This is a genomic window from Caballeronia sp. SL1002, assembly GCF_057814995.1.
Genome location: NZ_JBYMUW010000005.1, coordinates 1,112,219 through 1,134,960, shown reverse-complemented (window position 1 = coordinate 1,134,960; position 22,742 = coordinate 1,112,219). Strand labels below are relative to the sequence as shown.

The following is a 22,742-nucleotide window of genomic DNA, read 5'->3' as shown; positions in this document are numbered from 1 at the left end:
GCGCATTGCCGCGCCTCGGCTGGCGTTTATTTGATCGTGTAGCCGCGTCCTTCCATGCACGCCGCGTAAGCGCGGTTGAAGGTGTCCATCGCGCCCTGCGCTTGCGACTGTGTCGATGCCGCGGCCGCGCGCTTGTTCTGCCGCGCACGCGACCCGCCGACCATGGTGCCTGTCGTGGCGCCGATCGCCGCGCCTTTTCCAGCATCGCCCGCGATTGCTCCGATGACCGCTCCGCCCGCCGCGCCCCGCGCCGCGCCCTGCACGCGCTCGCCGCCGCCCACGGCGGGTCCCGATGGCGGCGGTGGCGGCGCGCTAGCCAGCGCAGCGGGGTCCACGCCGGTGTTGCCCTTGGCCCACGAGTAGCACGCGCCGTCGTCTTTCTGCTGGGTTTGCTGGCTTTGTCCCTTTGCCGGGTACGCAATGGGTTTCGATTGCGCCATGCCGTCGAGCGACATCGAGCAGGCTAAAGCGGCGACGAAAAAGTGCTTGGTCCATGTCGTCATGGCGACTCCTTGCGTGAGCCCGCGCCAATACGGACTGCCTGCTGCCCGTGTCGCGGCGGCTTGCGGTTCGAACCTGCACGGGTCTTTGCGGTCCTGTCGGGATCGGGCGCGGGGCGGTGTGCGTGCAGGAAGGGCAGCGTCGCGATCATCATCGCGTGGCTCAGGTGCCGGGCGCAATTGGACCAAGGTCGTATGTCCAGTTCGCCGCGCTGTCGGTCTAAGCCGCTTATGAGCGCGGGAAAGCGTCCGCTGCCCGCGCCATGCAAAATTCGGCTGCATGCGGAAATGTGTCTGTGTTTGCATCGAGCCTGCTTCCCTACGGGCCATCGAGACCGAAACCCGAAACCCGAAACCGCAGACCCAACGAAAGCAACTTCAGGGCGCGAGCGAACCCAAACCCTTAAAACCGATCGATCATCCCAACCTGAACCCCGCGCACCGGCGCCCCCGGATAAGCAGGCGCCAGCCCGGTAACATTCACGCCGCGAAGCGTGAACACCGCATTGCCATGATTGCGCAGCATCGCGGCGCTCGCATAGAGCATGACCTTAGGCGAAAGATCGTATTCGCAAGCCGCGCTGAACTGGTCGGCATCGTTGTCGCCGCCCGACCGGTCGCGCACATACGCGTATCCGAGCGACGAGCGAAACCGCCCGCTGAACGCGTATCGCATCGATACCGAGACGCCGTCGTCGTGATAACGCGGCGATCCGCCGTCGTCGTTGAAAAACGATACGAACGCCGTCGTCTTGCCGGCACGATACGAAACACCGCCCAGATTCGCGCGCAGCCCCGTGCTGCCCTGCGTGTCCTGGTGAGCATACGAAGCGCGGAACGGTCCGTTCCGGTACGCGACAGTCTCGTAGTTGCCGGACAAACCGTTGCCGTTGCCGCTGTCGCGCAACGCGATCATCAGCGTCGTCGTGAAGCCGTAAAAATTCGGCGACAGGTACGTCACACCGTTATTCGTGTACGGCGTGATTTTGGAGAGATTGTTTAATCCCGAGGCGATCGTCCCGGCGCCGAATGCGTCCAGTTGGCCCTTGAACGGAATATAGATCGGGGAGTACTGACGCCCCATTCGCAATTCGCCCCAAGGTGCGCCCACGCCGATCCACGCCTGCCGGTTGAAGATCGTTCCCGCCGTGGCGAGCGTGCCGTCCGTCGAGCCGAAGCCGTTCTCGAGATCGAACAGGATGCGCGTGTCCGAACTGATCGGCTCCGAGCCGCGCAGTCCAAAACGCGATCCCCGATACGCGCCCGAATCCATTCGCGGTGTCCACGACGAACCGGGATTGGTGACCTCGATACTCGTGTCGATCGTGCCGTACAACGTGACGGATGCTTGTGCGCGAGCGATCTGCGCATTGAACGCGAGCGCGACGCAAGCAATCGAGGCGAGCCGCAGGCGTGGGCGACGCGCTGCCGTCTCGCTAAAGGAAAATGGTGGAAACATGGCTTCTTCGCCTCGGCGGGCGATCAATGAAAATCGGCCGGCGCGCGATGAATTGCGCGGCACGGCCGTTGCAAATGCGTCGGTGCTGACGAAAAAAGCGGCCACGGCGGCGACTACCGCCGCCGTCGCGCTGCCATCAAGGCTTCAGAGCATACGCGATAACGTAGTCGCCGCGATCGGGCGACTGGCGCGCGCCGCCCGCCGAGATCAGCACGTACTGCCGTCCCGTCTTCGGCGATACGTAGCTCATCGGACCGCCCTGGCTGCCCACCGGCAGACGCGCCTTCCAGGCTTCCTTGCCCGTCGCGCTGTCGAAGGCACGCAGATAATAATCCTGCGTCCCGGCGATAAAGACCAGCCCGCCTTGCGTCGCGAGCGTGCCGCCGAGCGTCGGCATGCCGATCGGCATCTTCATTTTCATCTTGATCCCGAACGGCCCGGTATCCTCGACACTCCCCACCGGCACTTGCCACAAGATCTTCTGGGTCTTCAGATCGACCGCGGAAAGCGTGCCGAAAGGCGGCTTCTGGCACGGAATGCCGAGCGGCGACATGAAGCGGTTCTTGTTCACGCCGTAGGGCGTGCCCTTGAGCGGCACCGCGCCCATGCCCGCGTTGACCGACTCGCCGCCGTTGCTGGCAGGCGCGTTTTTATCGGTCTTTTGCGGGATCATCTGGACCCACAGGCCAAGGCGCATGTCGTTGACGAAGATGGTGTGGCTCGTCGGATCGCTGGACAGGCTGCCCCAGTTCATGCCGCCGAGCGAACCCGGAAAGCTCAGCGAAACGTCCGTGTCGGGCGCGGTAAAGAGACCGTCGTAGCGCATCGACTTGAAGCTGATGCGGCAGATCAGCTGATCGAACGGCGTCGCGCCCCACATGTCCGATTCCTTCAGCGTATCGGAGCCGATACGCGGCATCCCGACCGAAACCGGCTGCGTCTTCGAATACTGCTCGCCCGGAATCGAGCGCGTCTTGACGGGCTGCTCTTCGACCTTGGTGAGCGGTTTTCCGGTCAGGCGGTCGAGCACGAAAATCTGCCCGGACTTCGTGCCGAAAACCACCGCCGGCTTCGTCGTGCCGTCCTTCTCCGGAAAGTCGATCAGGCTCGGCTGCATCGGCACGTCGAAGTCCCAGAGGTCGTTATGGACCGTCTGGTACACCCACTTCTCCTTGCCGGTCGTCGCGTCGAGCGCAAGAATGGACGTGGCGTAACGATGGTCGAGCGGCGTGCGGTTCGCGCCCCACAGGTCGACCGACGAACTGCCCATCGGGATGAATACCGTGTTCATCGCGCGGTCGTAGGACATCGGCGCCCACGAGTTCGGCGTGCTGCGCGCGAAGGTCTGGTCGGGCTTGAGCGCGGCGTTGGGATCGTCGTGGCCCGGATCGAAGGCCCAGCGCATCTGTCCCGTGATGACGTCGAAACCGCGCATGACGCCGCCCGGCATGTCGGTCTGCACGTTGTCCGCAACCCGGCCGCCTACGACAATCGTCGTGCCGGCGAGCGTCGGCGCGGACGTGAGCTGATATTTCGGATCTTCCGCCGCGCCCATGCCGGCTTTCAGATCGACGAAACCCTTGTTGCCGAAGTTCTCGCACAACTCGCCGTTATCCGCGTCGATGGCAACCAGCCGCGCGTCGATCGTGTTCATCAGAATGCGGCGCTGGCACGGATCGGTCGGCGCGATCGCGGGCGGCAGAACGGGCGTCGCGCCCACCACGGAAGGTTGCTGCAAGGGCTGCGTGGCGTCGAAGTAAGCCAGACCGCGGCAGCGATTCCAGACCTGCGATTGCGCGTCGATCTCACGCTTCCAGAATTGCGCGCCGGTGTCGGCGTCGAGCGCGATGACGTTGTTATGCGGCGTGCAAAGGTACAGCCGGTTGCCGATCTGCAGCGGCGTTTCCTGATCTTCCGCGCCGTTGCCGCCGGGGCTCACCGGCACGTCGCCGGTATGAAAGGTCCATGCAACCTGCAACTGGCTGACGTTGTCGCGCGTGATCTGGTCGAGCGCCACGAAGCGGCTGCCGCCCGGCGTATTGCCGTAGTTGTCCCAGTTCTTCTGCGCGTGGGCGGGATCGACGGGGACGCGTTGCGTGGGCGTGCCGCTGAACGCCACCGGCGGATGCGGTTGAAACATCTGCACGAAAGTCGCGATCATCGCCACGGCCAGCACGCCGCACAGCGCGAACGAAACGCGCGCTGCGGGCGCTTTGGCTTCGCGATTGCGCAGCGCGGGCCACGTTGCCAGCAGCAGCACCGTCAGTCCGGCGGGCAGCATCAGGCGCGAGACGAGCGGCCAGAAGTCGAAGCCCGCATCGATCGGCGCCCAGATCAGCGTGCCGACGAACACGAGCGCGAACAGCAGCACGGCCGAAGATCGTCGACGGAAAAGCTGGATAGCGGAAAGAACCGTCACGATGCCGGCAATCAGGAAGTACATGCTTCCGCCCAGCATGGCCAGTTTCGCGCCGCCGATCGAGAAGAACAGGCCGGTCGCGAGCAGCGCGAGTCCCAGCAGCCAACACCACAATTTCAGTGCACCCGATGCGCGGGCTTCACTTTTAGACGTCAAAACTTCTCTCCAGAAATCAGTTGCATGGTCTAACGGGCCGCGCGGCAGCGCGAAAACGCGCCGGGCAGTCCTTCGTGATGCGTTAACGGCATCAAAGGCGAATATTTTAACCGTTTAGTTACCCTTGTGCTTAATCCGGCAGCACGCAGATGCGCCCCTTAATTTGCAGCCGCGGAGCGCGAAACGCGGAACGCTCCTTGCGGAGCGATTCGGGAGCGCGTGATTTTGGAGCGGTAGGATCGAAGTTCGATCAAGAATCGCGGCTTGCCCAAGTGCGCCGGAATTACCGGTGCGGCGGCGGGTTTCGGCAGTTTCGCGGTGAGGCGGAAAAGATGCGGATACTGTTTATCGAGGACGATCCCCGGCTAGCCGATGCTTTCGTGGCGCTGGCGGCGTCGCTCGGGCACGAGGCGAGTTCGGCCGGCGACGGTCAGCACGCGATCGCGATGACGTCGCGCAATGAATACGATGCGATTTTTCTCGATATCGGCTTGCCCGATGCGGACGGGCGCGAGCTATGCCAGCGTTTGCGGCAAGCGGGGACGAATCAGCACGCGTGCGTGGTCGCGGTGACGGGACGGGCAAATCTCACCGAAGACGAACTCGCGCCATTCGATGGTTATCTGCTGAAGCCGGTAACGGGCGACACGCTGGAGGCCGCGATCAACGGCTGCTAGCTGCGAAGATCCGCGAAAGCGATCGGCTTCGCGCCGCATGCGCGTGCGAGCGCCGTGTCGTAGCTCGAAAAAAACACGGCGCGATCGCGGGCCAGCGACGTGAACAAATCAACCAGCACCGAGCGCGCGGCGGCATCCAGCCCGCCGCCGGGTTCATCCGCGATCACGACCTTCGTCTCGCCGAGCACGGCGGACGTCAGGCACATTTTCTTGCGCGTGCCGAACGACATTTGCTCGAACCGCTTGTCGAGATGCGGCGCGAGGCCGAAGCGCTCCGCCCATTCGAGGACGGTCGCGTCCAGCGCCGCCTTACGCTCTGCGGCCACGCGCGCCAGATAATCACGCCCGGTCTCACGAGCGTCGCCGATGCAGTCGTCGGGCACGTAGGTCAGCAAGGACATTGCTTCTCGCGGCGCGGATCGCATCGAATGCCCGCCGATCCACACGTCGCCTTCATCCGCCGCGATTTCGCCGGCCAGCATGCCGAGCAGCGTGGTTTTGCCGGTGCCGGAATCGTCGTTGAGGGCGACGCTTTCCGCGCCCGCGTGGTACTGCAGGCCCTGAAAGAGCACGTGATCGCCGTAGCGTTTGCCGAGGTTTTCGAATCGAAGCATGAGTCAGAGCGAGTGAGTCAGAGCGAGTGAGTCAGAGCGAGTGAGTCAGAGCGTGTGAGTCCGGGCGTGCGCGGTCAGAGCGAAAGTCCGCGCAGGAACGGCTGGATCGCGTCCATGCTCGCGGAAGGTTCGCTGAGATGCGGGCAGTGGCCGATGTTCGCGACCACGGCCAGGGTGCTGTCGGGCATGACGCGGTGCATGTACTCGCCGACCTCGACCGGCGCGAGGATATCCTTTTCGGACTGAAGAATCAGCGTGGGCGTGGTAACGCGCGGCAGTTCGGCGCGGAGGTCGGCGAGAAAAGCGACGCGGGCGAAATGCTTGGCGATATCGGGATCGGTCTGGCAGAAGCTGTCCGTCAATTCTTCGCTCAGTTCCGGCTGGTCGGGCGCGCCCATGATGGCGGGCGCCATCGTGCTGGACCAGCCGAGATAATTGCTTTCCAGCGTCGCGAGCAATCCCTCGATGTCCGCGCGGGTAAAGCCGCCGATATAGTCGCCGTCGTTGATGAAGCACGGCGACGGCCCGATCATCACGTGCGCCGCGAAAAGATCCGGGCGATCGAGCGCGGCGAGCATGCCGATCATCGTGCTGACGGAGTGTCCGACGTAGATCGCGGGGCCATCGGCGAAGTCATGGAGAATATCCACTACGTCCGACGCGTAGCCGTGAAGCGAACTGTATTTCTCCGGGTCATAGGCCGACAGATCGGATTGCCCGCTGCCGACAAGATCGAAAAGCACGGTCCGGTAACGCGTAGCGAAAGCGGGCGCGAGCCGCCGCCACATGGTCTGGTCGCATCCGAAACCATGTGCGAACACCATCGTGACGTCACCCATCCCGCCCACGTGGACGTTGTTACGCAACTGAACCGACATGAAAACCTCAGGGGAAACGGCCGGTTCTCATTATTTCATATCGCAGGCGGACAGGCCGGGTGCGCCCTGGGCATCTGGACGTTCACGCTCGATGCGATTTCGTCCCGCCCGAATCCAGTCGCGACGCGTTCCCTCCGAGCGTGATCCGGCGCGCGGCCACGCTCGCATTGCGCATTGACGATCACCCCATCTGTTTTATTTATCGCGTGCGCACTCGGCAAACTTGTGCCGACCGCCCCGCCGATGCCCGTCTGATCTTGCTTCCGCCTTGTCTGGCATTGCATTGCGGTGAATTAGCGGCCTGCCGCGCGGACGCGAACTGCGTCGTTGTCAGATCATTGCATCTGGTTAACCCGCTCTGTCCTGCCGGCGGCCACTTTCGCTACCTTCTGCGTTGACAGGTGGCCGCATGGCGACCTGGCTCAACCATAACGGTTCCAGGAGACGAATATGGGCGGCAACCTCGGCACTCGTGCAGGCCTGATCGATACCGGTCATCCGGCAGCAAACTCAGGCGTCATTCGTGCCGGCGTGGCGGGCGGATTGGCGGGCGCGATCGTCATCTGGATTTATGAAGCGCTGATCTGGGTCGGGGCGCAACACCTGATGCCGCTCGCGGGCATTCCCCGCAACGCGACCGGTCTGGTCTTCGGCAAGGCGTTTCAGGAATCGATCGGCATCTGGGCCTATGTGATTGGAACGGGCATCCACTTCGTCTTCGCGATCGGCTGGGGCATTCTGTTCGCGCTGATCTGGCCGTATTTCCGGCGGCGCGGTTTCGAAGCCACCTTCGTGGCGCTGTTCTACGCGATGTTCGCGTGGATCGTGATGCACGTCGCGATCATGGTCGCCTCCGACAACCATCCCAACTACTACGATCCGATTGTCATCATCGGCGGATTCATGTCGCATTTCTGCTTTACGGTGCCGCTCGCGTTGATCGTGAAGCGCATGCTCGGCGCTTCGGAAATGGCGCGGCGATAAACAGTTTAGATGGCATCGAATAGTACTTTGCAGCGTCGGTCGGGCCGTTGTTCCCTATGATCGATAGCCACTGATTTTGTTTTACAGAGCTTCTGAAGGAGTAAAGGCATGGCACGGATCATCGGAGGCATTGCGGCCTCGCATACGCCCACCATCGGTTTTGCGTTCGACAAAAACAAGCGCGACGATCCCGTGTGGGCGCCGATCTTCGAGAATTTCGCGCCGCTGGCGGGCTGGCTCGCGGAGAAGCAACCCGACGTGATCCTGCTGATCTACAACGATCACGTGACGTCCTTTTTCTTCGATCACTACTCGGCGTTCACGCTGGGCGTAGGCCCCGAGTGGCGCGTCGCAGATGAAGGCGGTGGCGCGCGCGATCTCCCGCCGATCAAGGGGCATCCGGCGCTTGCCGCGCACATCGGAACATCGCTGATGACCGATGAGTTCGACATGTCGTTCTTCCAGAACAAGGCGCTCGATCACGGCTGCTTTTCGCCGTTGTCGATGCTCTGCCCGCACAAGCCCGAATGGCCCGTCAAACTCGTGCCGCTGCAAATGGGCGTGCTGCAATTGCCGGTTCCGAGCGCGCGCCGTTTCTACAAACTCGGGCAGGCGCTGAGGCGCGCCATCGAAAGTTATCCGGAGGATCTGAAGGTGGCGATTCTCGCGACCGGCGGCCTCTCGCATCAGGTCCATGGCGAGCGCGCGGGCTTCAACAACACCGAATGGGACCAGCGCTTTCTCGATCTCTTCGAGCGCGATCCCGAGCAACTCGCCGACATGACCATCGCCGAATATGCGGAACTCGGCGGGTACGAAGGCTCGGAAGTGGTGATGTGGCTGACCATGCGCGGCGCGCTGTCGTCCAATGTCGTGTGCAAGCATCGCAGCTACTACCTGCCTTCGATGGCCGGCATCGCGACCGCCGTCTACGAAGGCGAGGACAGCGAGACGAAGCCCGCGATCGTCGAGCGTCACCGGCAACGCATGGCCGTTCAGTTGACCGATGTCGAGAAACTCTCCGGCACGTATCCGTTCTCGATCGAAGTGGCGGTGCGCGCTTATCGCATCAACGACTACCTGCATCGGATGGTCGAGCCCGCGCATCGCGAGGCGTTCATGGCCGATCCCGAAGCGAGCTTCGAAGCGGCCGCACTGACCGATGAAGAACGCGACCTGATCCGCCGTCGCGACTGGCGCGGGATGCTGCACTACGGCGTCATCTTTTTCATGCTCGAAAAGCTGGGCGCGGTGACGGGCGTGTCGAACCTTCACATCTACGCGGCCATGCGCGGCGAAACGCTGGAAGATTTTCAGCGCACGCGCAACGCGCCCGGCGCGCTGTATTCGGTGGCGGGAAAGACGGCCGGAAAACTCGATTGGGACAAGGCCGAGAAAGGCAAGAGCTGATACGCAAATCGGCCGGATCAACACGTATCACAGTAAAAAAGCCAAGGAGACAAACGATGGCAAGCGGGAAAACGATTGATATCAAGAGCTTTATCGACGCGAGGTCCATATCGCCTTACCAGTGGTTGCTGGTGGCGCTGTGTTTCCTGATCGTCACTGCCGACGGCATGGATGTCGCAATCATGGGCTTCGTCGCGCCTTCGATCATTCACGACTGGGGCATTTCGCGTCCCGCGTTTGGTCTCGTGATGAGCGCCGCGCCGCTCGGTCTCGTGATCGGCGCGCTTGCGGCCGGTCCGGCGTCTGATCGCATCGGGCGCAAATGGGTGCTGATTGCTTCGGTGTTTCTGTTCGGCGTCTTCACGATCGGCACGGCCTTTACGCACTCGCCGATGCAGATGGCCGTGTTGCGCCTTCTGACCGGCATCGGCCTCGGCGCCGCGATGCCCAACACGACGACGCTGCTGTCCGAGTACGCACCGCAACGCAAGCGCTCGCTAATGATCACGATCATGTTCACCGGCTTCAACCTCGGTTCCGCGCTGATCGGCTTTGCGGCCGGCTGGCTGATCCCGACTCACGGCTGGCGAGCAGTGTTGATCGTAGGCGGTGCGCTGCCGCTCGTGCTGATCCCGCTGCAAGTGTGGCTGCTGCCGGAATCGGCGCGTCTGTTGGCCGTGCGCGGCGCGCCTGCCGCGCGGGTTCGTGCAGTGATCGCCCGTGTGTGCGGCACACGTTTGGACGGCGATGAAATCTTCGTGTCCAACGAACCGCCGCTGCCGACGCGCAAGCCGATCGGCGTGCTGTTCTCGCAAGGCTACGGCGTGATGACGGTCGCGCTGTGGGTCACGTATTTCATGGGCCTGCTCGTGATTTATCTGCTGACCGGCTGGCTGCCGACGCTGATGAAGGACGCCGGTTTGACGGTCACCACGGCGGCCAATGTGACGGCCATGTTCCAGATCGGCGGCACGATCGGCGCGATTTTCGTGGGCTGGATGATGGACAAGGTTCGCCCCGCGCCGGTCATCAGCGCGGCGTATCTCGGCGGCGGCCTGTGCGTGCTCGGGCTGGGTTATATCGGCGCGTTGTCGTCGTCGCTGACCTTGCTTGTGTTCGCGGCGGGCTTCTGCATGAGCGGCGCGCAAACCGGCCTCAACGCGTTTGCGCCGAGCCGCTATCCGACCGTCGCGCGCGCCACCGGCGTGAGCTGGATGCTCGGCATGGGCCGCTTCGGCAGCATCTTCGGCTCGGCATTCGGCGGCGCGCTGCTCGGCCTCGGATGGCAGTTCGGCGCGATTCTGGCGATGCTCGCGGTGCCCGCGACGCTCGCTGCGATCGCGATTCTGCTGTCCCAGCGCACGGTTGTGAGCGAGGCCGCGCCGCGCGCAAACACCGCGCACTAACGTTGGGAAATCCGGCGCGCATGGCGTTCGTCACATCGCGCCGGCAAAACGAAATCTGTTCAATGGAGCGACGATGATCATCGACATTCACGGCCACTACACGACCGCGCCAAAGGCGCTGGAGACGTGGCGCAACCGCCAGATTGCTGGCATCAAGAATCCGTCGGAAATGCCGAAGACGTCCGAGCTGCATATCAGCGACGACGAACTGCGCGAGTCGATCGAAACCAATCAGCTTCGCCTGATGCGCGAGCGCGGTCTCGACCTGACCATCTTCAGTCCGCGCGCGAGCTTCATGGCGCATCACATCGGCGATTTCGAGGTGTCGAACACGTGGGCGGCGATCTGCAACGAGCTGTGCTTTCGCGTGAGCGAGTTGTTCCCCGATCACTTCATTCCGGCCGCGATGCTGCCGCAAAGTCCGGGCGTGGGTATCGCCACGTGCATCCCCGAACTCGTCAAGTGCGTGGAGCAATACGGCAACGTGGCGATCAATCTCAACCCGGACCCGTCGGGTGGTCACTGGACCAGCCCGCCGCTCTCGGACCGCTACTGGTATCCGATCTACGAGAAGATGGTCGAGTACGACATCCCCGCGATGATCCACGTCAGCACGAGTTGCAACGCGTGCTTCCACACGACCGGCGCGCATTATCTGAACGCGGATACGACCGCATTCATGCAGTGCCTGACGTCGGATCTGTTCCGCGATTTCCCGGCGCTACGCTTCGTGATTCCGCACGGCGGCGGCGCGGTGCCGTATCACTGGGGACGCTTTCGCGGTCTCGCGCAGGAGATGAAAAAGCCTCTGCTCAAGGACCATCTGCTCAACAATATTTTCTTCGATACCTGTGTCTATCACCAACCGGGTATCGATCTGCTTACGCGCGTCATTCCGGTCGACAACATCTTGTTCGCGAGCGAAATGATCGGCGCGGTGCGCGGGATCGATCCGGAAACGGGCCATTATTTCGACGATACGAAGCGCTACATCGAGGCCGCGCACGTCGATGCCGACGAGCGCTACAAGATCTACGAAGGCAACGCGCGACGTGTGTATCCGCGTCTCGATGCAGCACTGAAAACGAAGGGGCAATGATCATGTTCGAACTTGGAGTCGTGTATCGCAACATCCCGCGCGCGGACGGCGACGTCGCGATGAAACTCGGCGCGCTCGGCTCGGCGACCGTACACGAAGCAATGGGCCGCGTCGGCTTGATGAAGCCGTATATGCGCCCGATCTACGAAGGCGCGCAGGCGAGCGGCACGGCCGTTACAGTGCTGCTGCAACCGGGCGACAACTGGATGATGCACGTCGCCGCCGAGCAGATTCAGCCGGGCGATCTGGTCGTCGCGGCCGTCACCGCCGACTGCACCGACGGCTACTTTGGCGACCTGCTCGCGACGAGTTTCAAGGCGCGCGGCGCGCGCGGGCTGATTATCGACGGCGGCGTGCGCGACGTGAGCGTGCTGAAGGAGATGAACTTTCCGGTCTGGAGCAAGGCGATTTCCGCGAAAGGCACGATCAAGGCGACGCTCGGTTCGGTGAACGTGCCCGTGGTCTGCGCGGGCGCGCTGGTGACTCCGGGCGATGTGATCGTGGCGGACGGCGACGGCGTGGTCGTGGTGCCGTCGGCGCACGCGTCGAACGTGCTCGAAAAAGCGGCCGCGCGCGAAGCGTTCGAAGGCGAGAAGCGCGCGAAGCTGGCGTCGGGCGTGCTCGGTCTCGACATGTACAACATGCGCGAGCCGTTGAAGCAGGCCGGATTGCGCTATATCGACTGAAGAAGGGCAGCCAACATGGTCATCCATCAACCGATCGCCGGCATTTCGTCGATGGCGACACGCAGCGTGCTGGCCGAGTTGATCGCGGACTACGAACGGCGGTCGGGACAGCGCGTGGTCATCGAATCCGTCGGCGGGGTCGAGGCGGCGCGGCGGGTTCAGGACGGCGAGGCGTTCGACATCGTCGTGCTCGCCGCCGATGCGATCGAGCGTCTCACCGCTGCGGGCCGCGTCGATCGCGCGAGCCGCACCGACGTTGCGCGTTCCGGCGTGGCGGTCGCGGTCGCGGCGGGGGCGCCGCGACCCGATATCGGCACGGAAGCGGCGCTGCGCGACGCCATTCTGGCCGCGCGAAGCATCGGTTATTCGACCGGACCGAGCGGCACGCATCTGGCGCGCATGTTCGAGCACTGGGGGATTGCCGGGACCATCGCGCCGCGCATCGTGCAAGCGCCGCCCGGCGTCCCGGTCGGCACGCTGATCGCGCGCGGCGAGGTCGAACTCGGCTTCCAGCAATTAAGCGAGTTGATGCACTTGCCGGGTATCGACGTGATCGGTCCGCTGCCGCCCGGTACGCAGATCGTCACGGTGTTCTCGGCCGCGATCTGTGCGGCCTCGGATCAGCGCGACGCTGCACGAGCGCTGCTCGCGTTTCTGGCCTCGCCCGAGGCCGCCGCCGCCAAATTCACGCACGGCATGGAGCCCGCCTGAACCGCCAGCAAACTTACGCGCGATGCTCCGGTTGCCTCGCGCGCGCATCGTGCCGGAACGCGGTCGGCGGCGTCGCGTGACGGCTGCGGAAAAAGCGCGTGAACGCGCTTTGCGATGAGAAGCCGAGTTGTTCGCTGATCTGCGCGATGCTGGTCGGCGTGTCCGCGAGCAAGCGGCACGCTTCCCTGAATTTCACCCGCGCTTCCAGTTCGCTGAAGTGCAAACCCTCTGCTTGCAACTGACGCCGCAAGGTCCAGCGCGACGTCTTCAGCCGCTCGCAAATCTGCGCCAGCAAAGACGTTGTCGTGGGCGTTTCGTCGGCATCGTCGGCGATGATTTCGCTGATCAGGTTCGCGACGTTCGTCGAAAACAAATGGTTCTGCTGCACGCGCTGCAATTCTCGTTGCGTCTGTTGCAACAGATACGGCGCGAGCGCCGCGTTGTGTTGAGGGAAGGGCAGATCGAGCGCGCCAGCCGCGAATCGCAGACAGTTGGACGGCGCGCCGTATTGCACATCGGCGCCGAAAAAATCGGAGATCGCGTGCGCGCGCGGCGGCGCGTTGCCGGTCAGCGAAACATGAAAAGACGTGCGGCGCGTGACATCGTAGGCGCGGATCAACGTGGACAGCACCTGAAAATTCGCGAGTGCCTGAAAGCTGCTAGCGGGCGCGAATTCCGCGATGTACTCGAACTGCACCCACGCCGGCGTCTCCTTGTAAAACAGAAAATCGAACTCGCCGATCAGCGGCCGGAATGTGAGAAACGCGTCGATGGCCGCGCGCAAAGAGCGCCCGTTCAGGCACAGGTTGCCGAGCACCGGGAAATCGGGGAATAGCCCGTGACGCTCATCGAGCAGGTGTTCGAAACGCGGGCTGAGCGAGGCCATCAATTCGACCAGCCGCCGATGCCGCGAACCGTCGATACGGCCGTTCGTATCGACAAGATCCTGCGCGGCGATGCCCGTGCGCGCGCTGAAGTGATCGGGTGACATGCCCGCGGATTCCGCGGCGTTCATCGCTGCGGCGGCGATGCGATTTGAGACGGTCCGGATGCGCGTGTCGAGACGCGAAGGCATGTGAAGTGACATGAGTTTGTAGTAAGCGGGCCTCCTCCTAGGATGCCTAAGCGCGACTGCCCGAGCTATCGGCAATTGCCACTAGTAAGGCGGATGTCGGCCTTTAGTTTGCATCGTGCTCCATGAGGATAAATCGTGCTCCCGCCGGTAAAACCGGTAAGGGACGGTGAGGATAAGGTGACGAGCGGCTGGTCGAATGGCTTATCGATTAGCCCGCTAAAACTTAAACCAATCGCCGAATCCCAGGAGACACAGATGCGTTTCTTTTCCCAGCCCGCTTTCCGCCTGACGGCATTGGCTGCCTCCAGTTCCGCGCTGGCGCTCGGACTGTTCGCCTGCGGTAGCGACAGCACGAGCCCCGCTTCCACGCCCGTCGTGCAGCGCGATTTCGGCTATACGACGCTTCCGTTGATCTCGAAAGATGGCCTCCAGTTCAAGGACATGAACCGGAACGGCCAGCTCGATCCCTACGAAGACTGGCGTCTTTCGCCCGACGTCCGCGCGCGCGACCTGACCAACCGTCTGACGCTGGCCGAAAAAGCCGGGCTGATGATGCACGGCACCGCGCCCGTGCTGAACGACACGACGGGCGCCGGCACCGGCACCGCGTACGATCTCGCGGCTTTGAAAACGCAGATCAACAGCCTCTTTATCAGCACCTACATTACGCGGATGAGCGGCGACGCCGCCACCATCGCCACGCAGTACAACCAGATTCAGACGCTCGCGGAGCAATCGCGGCTCGGCATTCCGGTGTCGGTCAGTTCCGATCCGCGCAATCATTTTGAGTACGTGCTCGGCGCGAGCGCGGGTGCGAGCGGCTTCTCGCAGTGGCCGGAAACGCTGGGCTTCGCTGCCATCGGCGACGCCGAGTTGACGCGCAAGTTCGGCGATATCGCGCGGCAGGAGTATCGCGCGGTCGGCATCACGGAGGCGCTCTCGCCGCAAGCCGATCTCGCCACCGAGCCGCGTTGGGCACGCCTTAACGGCACGTTCGGCGAGGACGCCGATGTGGCGAAGGCGCAGGTTCAGGCCTATATCGAAGGCTTTCAGGGCGGCGCCACCGGCATCAACGACAAGAGCGTGATCGCGGTCGTCAAGCACTGGGCCGGTTACGGCGCGCAGAAGTCGGGCTTCGACAGTCACAACTACTACGGCCGATTCGCCACCTATCCGGGCAATAATTTCGCCTACCATCTGAAGCCGTTCGAGGGCGCGTTCGCCGCGAACGTCGGCTCGGTGATGCCGACTTATTCCGAGCCGGATGCACCGGTGACCATCGACGGCATTGCGCTCGAACAGGTCGGCGCGGCCTATGACAAAGCCTTGCTGACCGACCTCCTGCGCGGCAAATACGGCTTCCAGGGCTTGATCGTGTCGGACTGGCTGATTGCATCGGACTGCGACGCCAACTGCATGAACGGCGCATCGTCCGGCGCGCCGTCGTTCGTGGGACTCGGCATGCCGTGGGGCATGGAAAGTGCCACACGTCTGCAGCGTTTCGTGAAAGCGGTGACTGCGGGTATCGATCAATTCGGCGGCGAGCAGGATCCGTCATTTCTGATTCAGGCCGTCAATCAGGGCTTGCTGACCGAAGCGCGTCTCGGCGACTCGGCGTATCGCGTGTTGCTGCAGAAATTCCAGCAAGGTCTCTTCGATCATCCCTACGTGGATGCCGGCGCGGCGAGTGCCGTGGTCGGCAGCGCGGATTTCCAGGCGCAGGCGCTCGATGCACAACGCCGCGCGATGGTCCTGCTGCAGAATAACAATCACGCGTTACCGATGACAGCGGCGGGCAAGAAAGTGTGGCTCTATGGCGTCGATCCGGCCGTCGCGCAGCAATACGGCTACACGGTGGTGAGCACGCCGCAAGCCGCGGACGTCGCGATTCTGCGGGTGAGCACGCCTTACGAAACGCTGCATCCGAATTACGTGTTCGGCGCGATGCAGCATGAAGGGAGCCTTGCGTTCGTCGATGGCAACAAGGACTACGAGGCGATCAAGCAGGCCGCGAACGCACCGCAGTCGATCATCTCGATCTACATGGATCGTCCGGCCATCCTGACGAACGTGCAGGACAAGGCGACGGCCATCGTCGCGAATTTCGGCGCAAGCGATACGGCGCTGTTCGACGTGCTGACCGGCAAGGGCAAACCGGAAGGCAAGCTGCCGTTCGAACTGCCTTCGTCGATGGCCGAGGTCGCCGCGCAGCTGGAAGATTTGCCGCACGACACCGCGCGTCCGCTGTATCCGTATGGGTACGGCTTGTCTTACTAAGCAGTTCGATTCGCCATTGTCCGGACGCCGCGCTTGAGCGTGCTCCGGACGTTTCCCCAAGCGGCGTGATGTGCAATGCAGCACGCCGCTTTCTGACTAACGCCTTGCAATACCCGCTTCCCACGCTGCTTCCTTTCGAAACGCCGAACGCATTGCGATCAATTGCGTCGTCCGCGTAAATCCACGCTGGAAAAGACGATTGGCTTGACCTACGCTTTAGGGCGCGGCCGCTGATTGCGCAAGAAATAAAAGAGTAACTGCCCTCCACACAGCGACCGTTCTGGCCGTCGAATACCCTCTCGCATTCGAATGATGATTACCCCATCAATAATAAGCAGGAGACATTCATGCAGCCATTGCGTAGTCCCTTAAAGATTCGCATTTGTGGATGGGCGCTGCTCTTCGGCGCCTCGGCCGCGTTCGGCGCGGGCGAAGTGCAGAACAACGCGACCACCACGTCCGCGCCGATGCCGGACGTTTTGAAACCGGTCACCCAGCAACAACTCGATGCAGCCGCCTCCGGCACTGCCGACTGGCTTCATCCGAACGGCGCGTACACGCAGACGCGCTATTACCCCGGCACGCAGATCAACAAGACCAACGTCGCGAAACTCCGGCCCGCGTTCATCGTGCAAACGGCTGTGAACGAGTCGATGGAAACCGCGCCGATCGTCTCGAACGGGGTGATGTTCATCACGACTTCGTTCAATCACGTCTACGCCGTCGATGCCGCGACCGGCAAGGAATTCTGGCACTACAAGCACAAGATGGGACCGGTCACGACGTTCTGCTGCGGGCCGAACAACCGTGGCGTCGCGATCTCGGGCGACCGCTTGTTCATGGGCACGCTCGACGCAAAACTCGTCGCGCTCGACGCCAAGACCGGCAGCGTGCTGTGGACGAGCCAGATCGCCGATCCGGACGAGGGCTACTCGGAAACGATGGCGCCGACGGTGGCCGACGGCAAAGTGCTGATCGGCACGAATGGCGGCGAGTACGGCATACGCGGCTTCGTCAAGGCGTTCGACGCCGCGTCGGGCAATCTGCTCTGGACGTTCTATACGATTCCCGACAGCGGACAGGAAGGCGTCTGGGCGCCCGCCGATGCAACCGGCCGCGACATGAAGCGCGATATCGCCGCCGAGAAGCGCCAACTCGCGGACAAGGGCGGCGATTTCTACAAGACACTCGGCGGCGGCATGTGGATGACGCCCGCCATCGACCGTCGATCGCGCACGGTGTTTTTCGCGGTCGGCAATCCGTCGCCGGATCTCTACGGCGCGGTGCGTCCCGGCGACAATCTCTACACGGACTCGCTCGTCGCGATCGATCTCGACACCGGCAAGTACAAGTGGCATTACCAATACATCGCGCATGATCTGTGGGACCTCGACGCAGTCAGCCCGCCGATTCTCACCGATGTCCGCGACACGGACGGCAAGATGATCCCCGCCGTGTTGCAGGCGGGAAAGACGGGGCATGTCTACGTGCACGACCGCAGCACCGGCCGCCTGATCCGCTTCTCGGAAGCGATGATCCCGCAGGAAAACATGTGGACGCTGCCCACGCCGGACGGCGCGCGGATGCTGCCGGGCGCAAACGGTGGCGTCGAATGGTCGCCGATGGCGTTCGATCCGAAGACGCGTTTTGCCTATGCGGCGAACCTTCACCAGCCGATGACGTATCAGGTCGAGGACGCGTCGTACCCCGGCGGCAGCAAGCTGTGGCTCGGCGGCGCATTCAAGACCATTCCGACCGAAGCGCAGTGGGGCAAACTGGTCGCCGTCAACGTCGATACCGGCAAGGTCGCGTGGTCGTACAAGACCGATCAGCCGCTGATCGGCGGCGTGCTGGCGACGGCGAGCGGTCTCGTTTTCAACGGCGAAGGCAACGGATTGTTCCGCGCATTCGACTCCGCCACCGGCAAGAAACTGTGGGAATTCCAGTGCGGCGCGGGCGTGAATGCGCCGGCCGTATCGTATATGGCCCACGGCAAGCAGTACGTGGCGGTCGCCGCCGGCGGCAATACGCAACTCGACTTCAAACGCGGCAATTCCGTTGTCGTGTTCGCGGTCCCGTGAGGAGGATTGCGGGAAGCACCGCGACGCAACGCCGTTCGCGCGGCAGCACGCTTTGGGCAAGCGTGCTGCTGTTCTGCGCGAGCGCGGCGTGGCTGCCATCGGCCGCCCGCGCGGATGCGTCGGCGGGTCAGACGAAGGCCGCCGTCTGCGTGGCATGCCATGGCGCGATGGGCAACTCCACCAGCGCCGATTACCCGATCCTCGCCGGTCAGAGCGCGCGCTATATCTATCTGGAGTTGCGCGATTTCAAGGAAGGACGTCGCAGCGATCCGCGCATGTCGCCGGTCGCGGCAACTTTGTCGCGCGAGGACATGCAGGATCTCGCCGATTATTTCGCCGCGCAGCATGCCGCGCCCGTGCCGTTCAAGGCGGACCCGGTGCGGGTCGATGCCGGACGCCAGAAGGCGGCGGAAGTGCTGTGCACGATGTGTCATCTCGGCGGCTTTACCGGGCAGAACGAGATTCCGCGCGTCGCGGGGCAGCACTATGCGTACATCGTCAAGCAGTTGCAGGATTTTCGCGCGCGGCGGCGGACCAACGACGCGGGCAACATGACGAGCGTATCGAAGGGCTTGTCCGACGAGGACATTCAGAACCTCGCCGCGTACGTCGCCAATCTCCAATAACTCCACAACAGGCCGCTTAACGCGGAGCGATGAACGATGCACAGAAAAACGCGGCGGTTTGCGGGTGGCGTTGTAGTCGTAGCGTGTTGTGTGGGATTTTCGCCGGGCGTCTATCCATCCGATTCCGCGCTCAACCAGCAGTTGCTCGCGGCTGCACGCGCGGGCGACGTTGCGGCGGTGCAATCCGCGCTGGACGCGGGCGCGGCGGTCGATTCCCGCAACCGCACCGGCGACACAGCGCTGATCACCGCCTGCAAGGACGGCGCGGCGCAGATGGCGCGCAATCTGATCGCACACGGCGCGAACGTCCATCAGGCCGATGTGGCCGGCGTCACGCCGCTGATGGCCGCCGCGTTCAGCGGATCTGACGAACTCGTCGCGCTGCTCCTCGCGCGCGGCGCGGACCCGGGCGTCACCGATCGCGTAGGAAAGACCGCGATGGAATACGCGGCGGGACAGGGCAATTCTGCCGTCGTTACACGCTTGCTCGATGCGGGAATCGCGGTGAATCGGCGCTACAAGAACGATCTCACCGCGCTGATGTGGGCTGCGGGCTACGATCGTTCGGAAACGGTGCAACTGCTGCTTGCGCGCGGCGCCGATCCCGCCTTGCGCGACAACCGGGGCCTGACCGCTGGCGACATCGCCGCGCAAACCCATTCGGGTCACGCGACCGTGCTGCTTTCCGCACATTAGCGAGACGCGCGGGTTGCGTCGTTTTGTCGTAACGATTTCTGCGGTTCCTTAATGACTCGCGTGGACCTAGGGTTTATACTTAGTTCCGTCGCTTATCGCGCGCCGCCGCACCCGTCTCACTCCTTGGCAGTCTTGCTTCCTCGTGGACCCAAACCGGCGAATCGCGTTGTTGTCGCGTGCTCCATGCCGCCAGTCAATGTCCCCACTTCATAGGTCGCAATCATGAAAACACTCGTCGCCGCTGCCGTTTCGTCTTTTGCACTCACGCCCATCGTTACGGATTTCTTCACGCGTTTCCGTCGCGGGTTTATCGACGCACTGCGCGTTCGCGCCGAAGTAAGCGCGATGATGGCCGAGTCGTATCGCCGCTTGCGTTAAGACACAGGCTTCAAATAAGGTCGAGCATGCGGTGATACAGCATGCCCAGCTTCACCGCCGGTTCGCGTAGAACCGGACCGCCCGGAAAGCGCGCGTGTTTGAGCCGCGCGAAGAGGTTGAACGCATCGGCGTCGCCGGTCAGCGCTTTCACGACGACCTGCGCCGCCACACCCGTCAACGCGACGCCGTGGCCGGAAAAGCCCTGCACGTAGTAGTAATTCGAATCGATCGCGCCGAAATCCGGCGTCCGGTTACGCGTGACATCGACGAATCCGCCCCACGCGTAGTCGATCTTTACATCGGCAAGCTGCGGGAAAACGCGCACCATCCGCATTCTGATCTGTTCCGACAGCACCGTCGGCGAGACGCCCGCCGAACTCGCCCGGCCGCCGAACAACACGCGGTGATCGGCCGATACGCGGAAATAATCGAGCAGAAAATTGTTGTCGCAGACGGCCGCCCGGCCCGCGATCAGCGCATCCGCGCGCGCCTGCCCGAGCGGTTCGGTCGCGACGATATACGAGGCGACCGGCGCGATACGCGCCGCGAATTCGCGCGGCAGCACGTCGCCGATGGTCGCGTTGCCGCACGCGACCACGAATCGGCAACGCACCTCGCCGCGCTCAGTCTTCACAACCGGCCGCGCGCCGCGCACCACTTCCGTCACGCTCGAACGAGCGAAGATTCGCGCGCCTTCCTGACGTGCCGCGCGCGCGAGCCCGAGGCAATATTTGAGCGGATGGAGATGGCCCGACAGCGCATCGTGAACACCCGCGAGATAGCGCTCCGACGCGATCCGCGCAGCCATCCCGCCATGGTCGATCCAGCTCAAATGCTCGTGTCCCCAACGCGATTGCGCGGCGTCCATCCAGCGGCGCAGATCGTCGACGCGGCGCGGCTTCGTCGCGACCGTCAGGTAGCCGGGCGTGAAGTCGCATTGAATGCCATAGCGCGCAATGCGCGATTTGACGAGCGCGACGCCTGCCATCGACATCACCCATGCCGCGCGTGCGCCGTCCACGCCAAGTTGGCGCTCCATCTCTTCGTCCTTCGCGAAGCCCGCGAGCGTTTGTCCGCCATTGCGGCCCGACGCGCCCCAGCCGGGCCGATGCGCGTCGAGGACGGCGACCGTCAAGCCGAGCGCGCGGCATTCCAGCGCCACCGATAACCCCGCATAACCCGCGCCGATCACGCAGACGTCGGCTTCGATCGCGCCTTCGAGCGCGGGGTCTTCGTCGGGCGTATACGCGACGCTCGCGGCGTAATAAGAGTCGCGGGCGAGGGCGTCGGCGCGGGCGTCGAGCGTTGCGGTCATCAGAGAAAATCCTTCATTCGATACCAGGCCATGGCGAGCACGAGCGCCGGCGTGCGCAACGCTGCACCGCCGGGGAAATCGCGATGGCGAATCTTGCCGAACAGGTCGAAGCGCGACGCTTGAGCGTCGATTGCCTCGGCGATCAGCTTGCCCGCAAGTCCCGTCGTATTCACGCCGTGCCCTGAGAAACCCTGCGCAAAATAAACGCTCGGTGAAACGCGGCCGAAATGCGGCGCGCGGTTCATCGTGATGTCGACGACGCCGCCCCACGCGTAGTCGATCTTCGCGTCGGCGAGTTGCGGGAAAGTCTTCAGCATGTCGGCGCGCATCGCTTCGCCGAGATCGCGCGGTTCGAGCGTCGAATAGCTGACCTTGCCGCCCCACAAAAGACGATGATCGCTCGAACGGCGGAAGTAATCGAGCACGAAACGGCTGTCGCACATCGCCGCGTTCGCCGGCATGAGCGCTTCGGCGCGCGCCTGCCCGAGCGGTTCGGTTGCGACCACGTAGGTGCCGACCGGCATGATCTTGCGCGCGAGTTTCGGCGCGATGCTGCCGACGAACGTATTGCACGCGAGCACCACGAACTTCGCCTCGACCGCACCGTTTGCCGTTTCTACACGATGACCGCCGTTGTGATCGCGAATAGAAGTGACGCACGAATTTTCGTGGATCGTGGCTCCCGCCGCCCGGGCCGCGCGCGCGAGTCCAAGCGTGTAGTTGAGCGGATGCAGATGACCGCTGTCGGGATCGTAAAGGCCGCCCACGTAGCGGTCGGACTGCACGAATTCGCCGGTACCCGCTTTATCGATCACGCGGAAACCGTCGTAGCCGTAGACACGCGCGGCTTCGTCGCGCCATGCCCGCAGTTCGTCCATCTGACGCGGCTTGTTCGCCGCCGTGAAGTAACCGAGCGTGAGTTCGCAATCGATCTGGTGCTGCGCAATGCGGCCCGTCACGATATCGAGCGTCTCGCGCCCGAGCGCCCACATGAGCTGAAGTTCGGCGGGCGACAGGAATTGCGCGAACGTGTCCATGCCGCACGCAAAGCCGCCGATCATCTGCCCGCCGTTGCGCCCGCTCGCGGCCCAGCCGGCCTTCGACGCTTCGAGCACGACCACGGAATAGCCGCGCTCGGCAAGATTCAATGCCGCCGACACGCCGGTCAGTCCGCCGCCGATCACGCAGACATCCGCGCGCACGTCGCCTTCGAGTGGCGGATAGCGCGTGGTGTCGTTGACCGTCGCAGCGTAATACGAGGAGACGTGGGGCTGATTCGAGAAATTGAGCATGGA

20 protein-coding genes are annotated in these 22,742 nt (G+C 63.4%); 12 read left to right on the top strand and 8 right to left on the bottom strand.

Translation table 11 applies throughout. The features are described 5' to 3' along the window. Positions 1-26: 26 nt before the first annotated feature. The 3 genes from AC3D25_RS29430 to AC3D25_RS29420 form a co-directional block, all read right to left on the bottom strand. Positions 27-503 carry a glycine zipper family protein gene (locus tag AC3D25_RS29430; RefSeq protein WP_488892001.1) on the bottom strand — a complete coding sequence of 159 codons (477 nt, stop codon included), beginning with the start codon at positions 501-503 and terminating at the stop codon, positions 27-29. A 400-nt stretch (positions 504-903) separates the two neighbouring features. Next, positions 904-1,959, bottom strand: a complete 1,056-nt coding sequence (locus tag AC3D25_RS29425) for a porin (protein ID WP_488892000.1) — start codon at positions 1,957-1,959, stop codon at positions 904-906. A 136-nt stretch (positions 1,960-2,095) separates the two neighbouring features. Further along, on the bottom strand, positions 2,096-4,534 hold the full coding sequence (locus tag AC3D25_RS29420) for a glucose/quinate/shikimate family membrane-bound PQQ-dependent dehydrogenase (RefSeq protein WP_488891999.1): 2,439 nt from the start codon (positions 4,532-4,534) through the stop codon (positions 2,096-2,098). Positions 4,535-4,866: 332 nt separating this feature from the next. Here AC3D25_RS29420 and AC3D25_RS29415 point away from each other — a divergent pair, with 332 nt between their 5' ends. Further along, on the top strand, positions 4,867-5,211 hold the full coding sequence (locus AC3D25_RS29415) for a response regulator (protein ID WP_488891998.1): 345 nt from the start codon (positions 4,867-4,869) through the stop codon (positions 5,209-5,211). Here the strand turns inward: AC3D25_RS29415 and AC3D25_RS29410 are convergent. Together AC3D25_RS29410 and AC3D25_RS29405 are read right to left on the bottom strand one after the other, a co-directional pair. Next, complete coding sequence (locus AC3D25_RS29410) at positions 5,208-5,825, bottom strand: ATP-binding cassette domain-containing protein (RefSeq protein WP_488891997.1); 618 nt, start codon at positions 5,823-5,825, stop codon at positions 5,208-5,210. The genes AC3D25_RS29415 and AC3D25_RS29410 overlap by 4 nt on opposite strands. Before the next feature lie 74 nt (positions 5,826-5,899). Next, positions 5,900-6,703, bottom strand: coding sequence for an alpha/beta fold hydrolase (locus AC3D25_RS29405; protein ID WP_488891996.1), 804 nt, complete (start codon positions 6,701-6,703; stop codon positions 5,900-5,902). A gap of 450 nt (positions 6,704-7,153) precedes the next feature. Between AC3D25_RS29405 and AC3D25_RS29400 the strand changes: the two genes are divergently transcribed. From AC3D25_RS29400 to AC3D25_RS29375, 6 genes are all read left to right on the top strand, one after another. Next, entirely contained in the window at positions 7,154-7,687 is a 534-nt protein-coding gene (locus AC3D25_RS29400; RefSeq protein WP_488891995.1) for a hypothetical protein, read from the top strand. 108 nt (positions 7,688-7,795) lie between these two features. Then, positions 7,796-9,097, top strand: coding sequence for a gallate dioxygenase (locus AC3D25_RS29395; protein ID WP_488891994.1), 1,302 nt, complete (start codon positions 7,796-7,798; stop codon positions 9,095-9,097). Between the two features lie 56 nt (positions 9,098-9,153). Further along, positions 9,154-10,503: an MFS transporter gene (locus AC3D25_RS29390; RefSeq protein WP_488891993.1), complete on the top strand. Its 1,350-nt coding sequence runs from the start codon at positions 9,154-9,156 to the stop codon at positions 10,501-10,503. Positions 10,504-10,576: 73 nt separating this feature from the next. Then, the gene (locus AC3D25_RS29385; RefSeq protein ID WP_488891992.1) at positions 10,577-11,602 is read left to right on the top strand and encodes an amidohydrolase family protein; all 1,026 of its coding nucleotides are present in this window, start codon (positions 10,577-10,579) and stop codon (positions 11,600-11,602) included. Positions 11,603-11,604: 2 nt separating this feature from the next. Beyond that, complete coding sequence (gene ligK / locus AC3D25_RS29380; RefSeq protein WP_488892190.1) at positions 11,605-12,288, top strand: 4-carboxy-4-hydroxy-2-oxoadipate aldolase/oxaloacetate decarboxylase; 684 nt, start codon at positions 11,605-11,607, stop codon at positions 12,286-12,288. Positions 12,289-12,303: 15 nt separating this feature from the next. Further along, positions 12,304-12,999 (top strand): substrate-binding domain-containing protein, encoded by a 696-nt coding sequence (locus AC3D25_RS29375; RefSeq protein ID WP_488891991.1) that lies wholly within the window; start codon positions 12,304-12,306, stop codon positions 12,997-12,999. A gap of 13 nt (positions 13,000-13,012) precedes the next feature. Here AC3D25_RS29375 and AC3D25_RS29370 read toward each other — a convergent pair whose 3' ends face one another. Then, on the bottom strand, positions 13,013-13,990 hold the full coding sequence (locus AC3D25_RS29370; protein ID WP_488891990.1) for a helix-turn-helix transcriptional regulator: 978 nt from the start codon (positions 13,988-13,990) through the stop codon (positions 13,013-13,015). A 339-nt stretch (positions 13,991-14,329) separates the two neighbouring features. On the opposite strand from AC3D25_RS29370, the gene AC3D25_RS29365 reads away from it, so the two are divergent. The 5 genes from AC3D25_RS29365 (at position 14,330) to AC3D25_RS29345 (ending at position 20,132) form a co-directional block, all read left to right on the top strand. Further along, on the top strand, positions 14,330-16,351 hold the full coding sequence (locus tag AC3D25_RS29365; RefSeq protein WP_488891989.1) for a glycoside hydrolase family 3 protein: 2,022 nt from the start codon (positions 14,330-14,332) through the stop codon (positions 16,349-16,351). A gap of 347 nt (positions 16,352-16,698) precedes the next feature. Continuing rightward, complete coding sequence (locus AC3D25_RS29360) at positions 16,699-18,432, top strand: pyrroloquinoline quinone-dependent dehydrogenase (protein ID WP_488891988.1); 1,734 nt, start codon at positions 16,699-16,701, stop codon at positions 18,430-18,432. 62 nt (positions 18,433-18,494) lie between these two features. Next, complete coding sequence (locus AC3D25_RS29355) at positions 18,495-19,058, top strand: c-type cytochrome (RefSeq protein WP_488892189.1); 564 nt, start codon at positions 18,495-18,497, stop codon at positions 19,056-19,058. Between the two features lie 36 nt (positions 19,059-19,094). After that, on the top strand, positions 19,095-19,754 hold the full coding sequence (locus AC3D25_RS29350) for an ankyrin repeat domain-containing protein (protein WP_488891987.1): 660 nt from the start codon (positions 19,095-19,097) through the stop codon (positions 19,752-19,754). A 222-nt stretch (positions 19,755-19,976) separates the two neighbouring features. Next, positions 19,977-20,132 (top strand): hypothetical protein, encoded by a 156-nt coding sequence (locus AC3D25_RS29345; protein ID WP_488891986.1) that lies wholly within the window; start codon positions 19,977-19,979, stop codon positions 20,130-20,132. Between the two features lie 10 nt (positions 20,133-20,142). On the opposite strand, the gene AC3D25_RS29340 is transcribed toward AC3D25_RS29345, so the two are convergent. Together AC3D25_RS29340 and AC3D25_RS29335 are read right to left on the bottom strand one after the other, a co-directional pair. Further along, positions 20,143-21,447, bottom strand: a complete 1,305-nt coding sequence (locus AC3D25_RS29340) for an NAD(P)/FAD-dependent oxidoreductase (RefSeq protein WP_488891985.1) — start codon at positions 21,445-21,447, stop codon at positions 20,143-20,145. Further along, positions 21,447-22,739, bottom strand: coding sequence for an NAD(P)/FAD-dependent oxidoreductase (locus tag AC3D25_RS29335; RefSeq protein WP_488891984.1), 1,293 nt, complete (start codon positions 22,737-22,739; stop codon positions 21,447-21,449). Before AC3D25_RS29335 ends, AC3D25_RS29340 begins: the two co-directional genes overlap by 1 nt. Positions 22,740-22,742 lie beyond the last annotated feature (3 nt).

Bases quoted from the DNA above. Each gene is read 5' to 3' on its own strand.
- AC3D25_RS29430 (WP_488892001.1), bottom strand. From the start codon at position 503: ATGACGACATGGACCAAGCACTTTTTCGTCGCCGCTTTAGCCTGCTCG.
- AC3D25_RS29425 (WP_488892000.1), bottom strand. From the start codon at position 1,959: ATGTTTCCACCATTTTCCTTTAGCGAGACGGCAGCGCGTCGCCCACGC.
- AC3D25_RS29415 (WP_488891998.1), top strand. From the start codon at position 4,867: ATGCGGATACTGTTTATCGAGGACGATCCCCGGCTAGCCGATGCTTTC.
- AC3D25_RS29410 (WP_488891997.1), bottom strand. From the start codon at position 5,825: ATGCTTCGATTCGAAAACCTCGGCAAACGCTACGGCGATCACGTGCTC.
- AC3D25_RS29405 (WP_488891996.1), bottom strand. From the start codon at position 6,703: ATGTCGGTTCAGTTGCGTAACAACGTCCACGTGGGCGGGATGGGTGAC.
- AC3D25_RS29400 (WP_488891995.1), top strand. From the start codon at position 7,154: ATGGGCGGCAACCTCGGCACTCGTGCAGGCCTGATCGATACCGGTCAT.
- AC3D25_RS29395 (WP_488891994.1), top strand. From the start codon at position 7,796: ATGGCACGGATCATCGGAGGCATTGCGGCCTCGCATACGCCCACCATC.
- AC3D25_RS29390 (WP_488891993.1), top strand. From the start codon at position 9,154: ATGGCAAGCGGGAAAACGATTGATATCAAGAGCTTTATCGACGCGAGG.
- AC3D25_RS29385 (WP_488891992.1), top strand. From the start codon at position 10,577: ATGATCATCGACATTCACGGCCACTACACGACCGCGCCAAAGGCGCTG.
- ligK (WP_488892190.1), top strand. From the start codon at position 11,605: ATGTTCGAACTTGGAGTCGTGTATCGCAACATCCCGCGCGCGGACGGC.
- AC3D25_RS29375 (WP_488891991.1), top strand. From the start codon at position 12,304: ATGGTCATCCATCAACCGATCGCCGGCATTTCGTCGATGGCGACACGC.
- AC3D25_RS29370 (WP_488891990.1), bottom strand. From the start codon at position 13,990: ATGTCACCCGATCACTTCAGCGCGCGCACGGGCATCGCCGCGCAGGAT.
- AC3D25_RS29365 (WP_488891989.1), top strand. From the start codon at position 14,330: ATGCGTTTCTTTTCCCAGCCCGCTTTCCGCCTGACGGCATTGGCTGCC.
- AC3D25_RS29360 (WP_488891988.1), top strand. From the start codon at position 16,699: ATGCAGCCATTGCGTAGTCCCTTAAAGATTCGCATTTGTGGATGGGCG.
- AC3D25_RS29350 (WP_488891987.1), top strand. From the start codon at position 19,095: ATGCACAGAAAAACGCGGCGGTTTGCGGGTGGCGTTGTAGTCGTAGCG.
- AC3D25_RS29345 (WP_488891986.1), top strand. From the start codon at position 19,977: ATGAAAACACTCGTCGCCGCTGCCGTTTCGTCTTTTGCACTCACGCCC.
- AC3D25_RS29340 (WP_488891985.1), bottom strand. From the start codon at position 21,447: ATGACCGCAACGCTCGACGCCCGCGCCGACGCCCTCGCCCGCGACTCT.
- AC3D25_RS29335 (WP_488891984.1), bottom strand. From the start codon at position 22,739: ATGCTCAATTTCTCGAATCAGCCCCACGTCTCCTCGTATTACGCTGCG.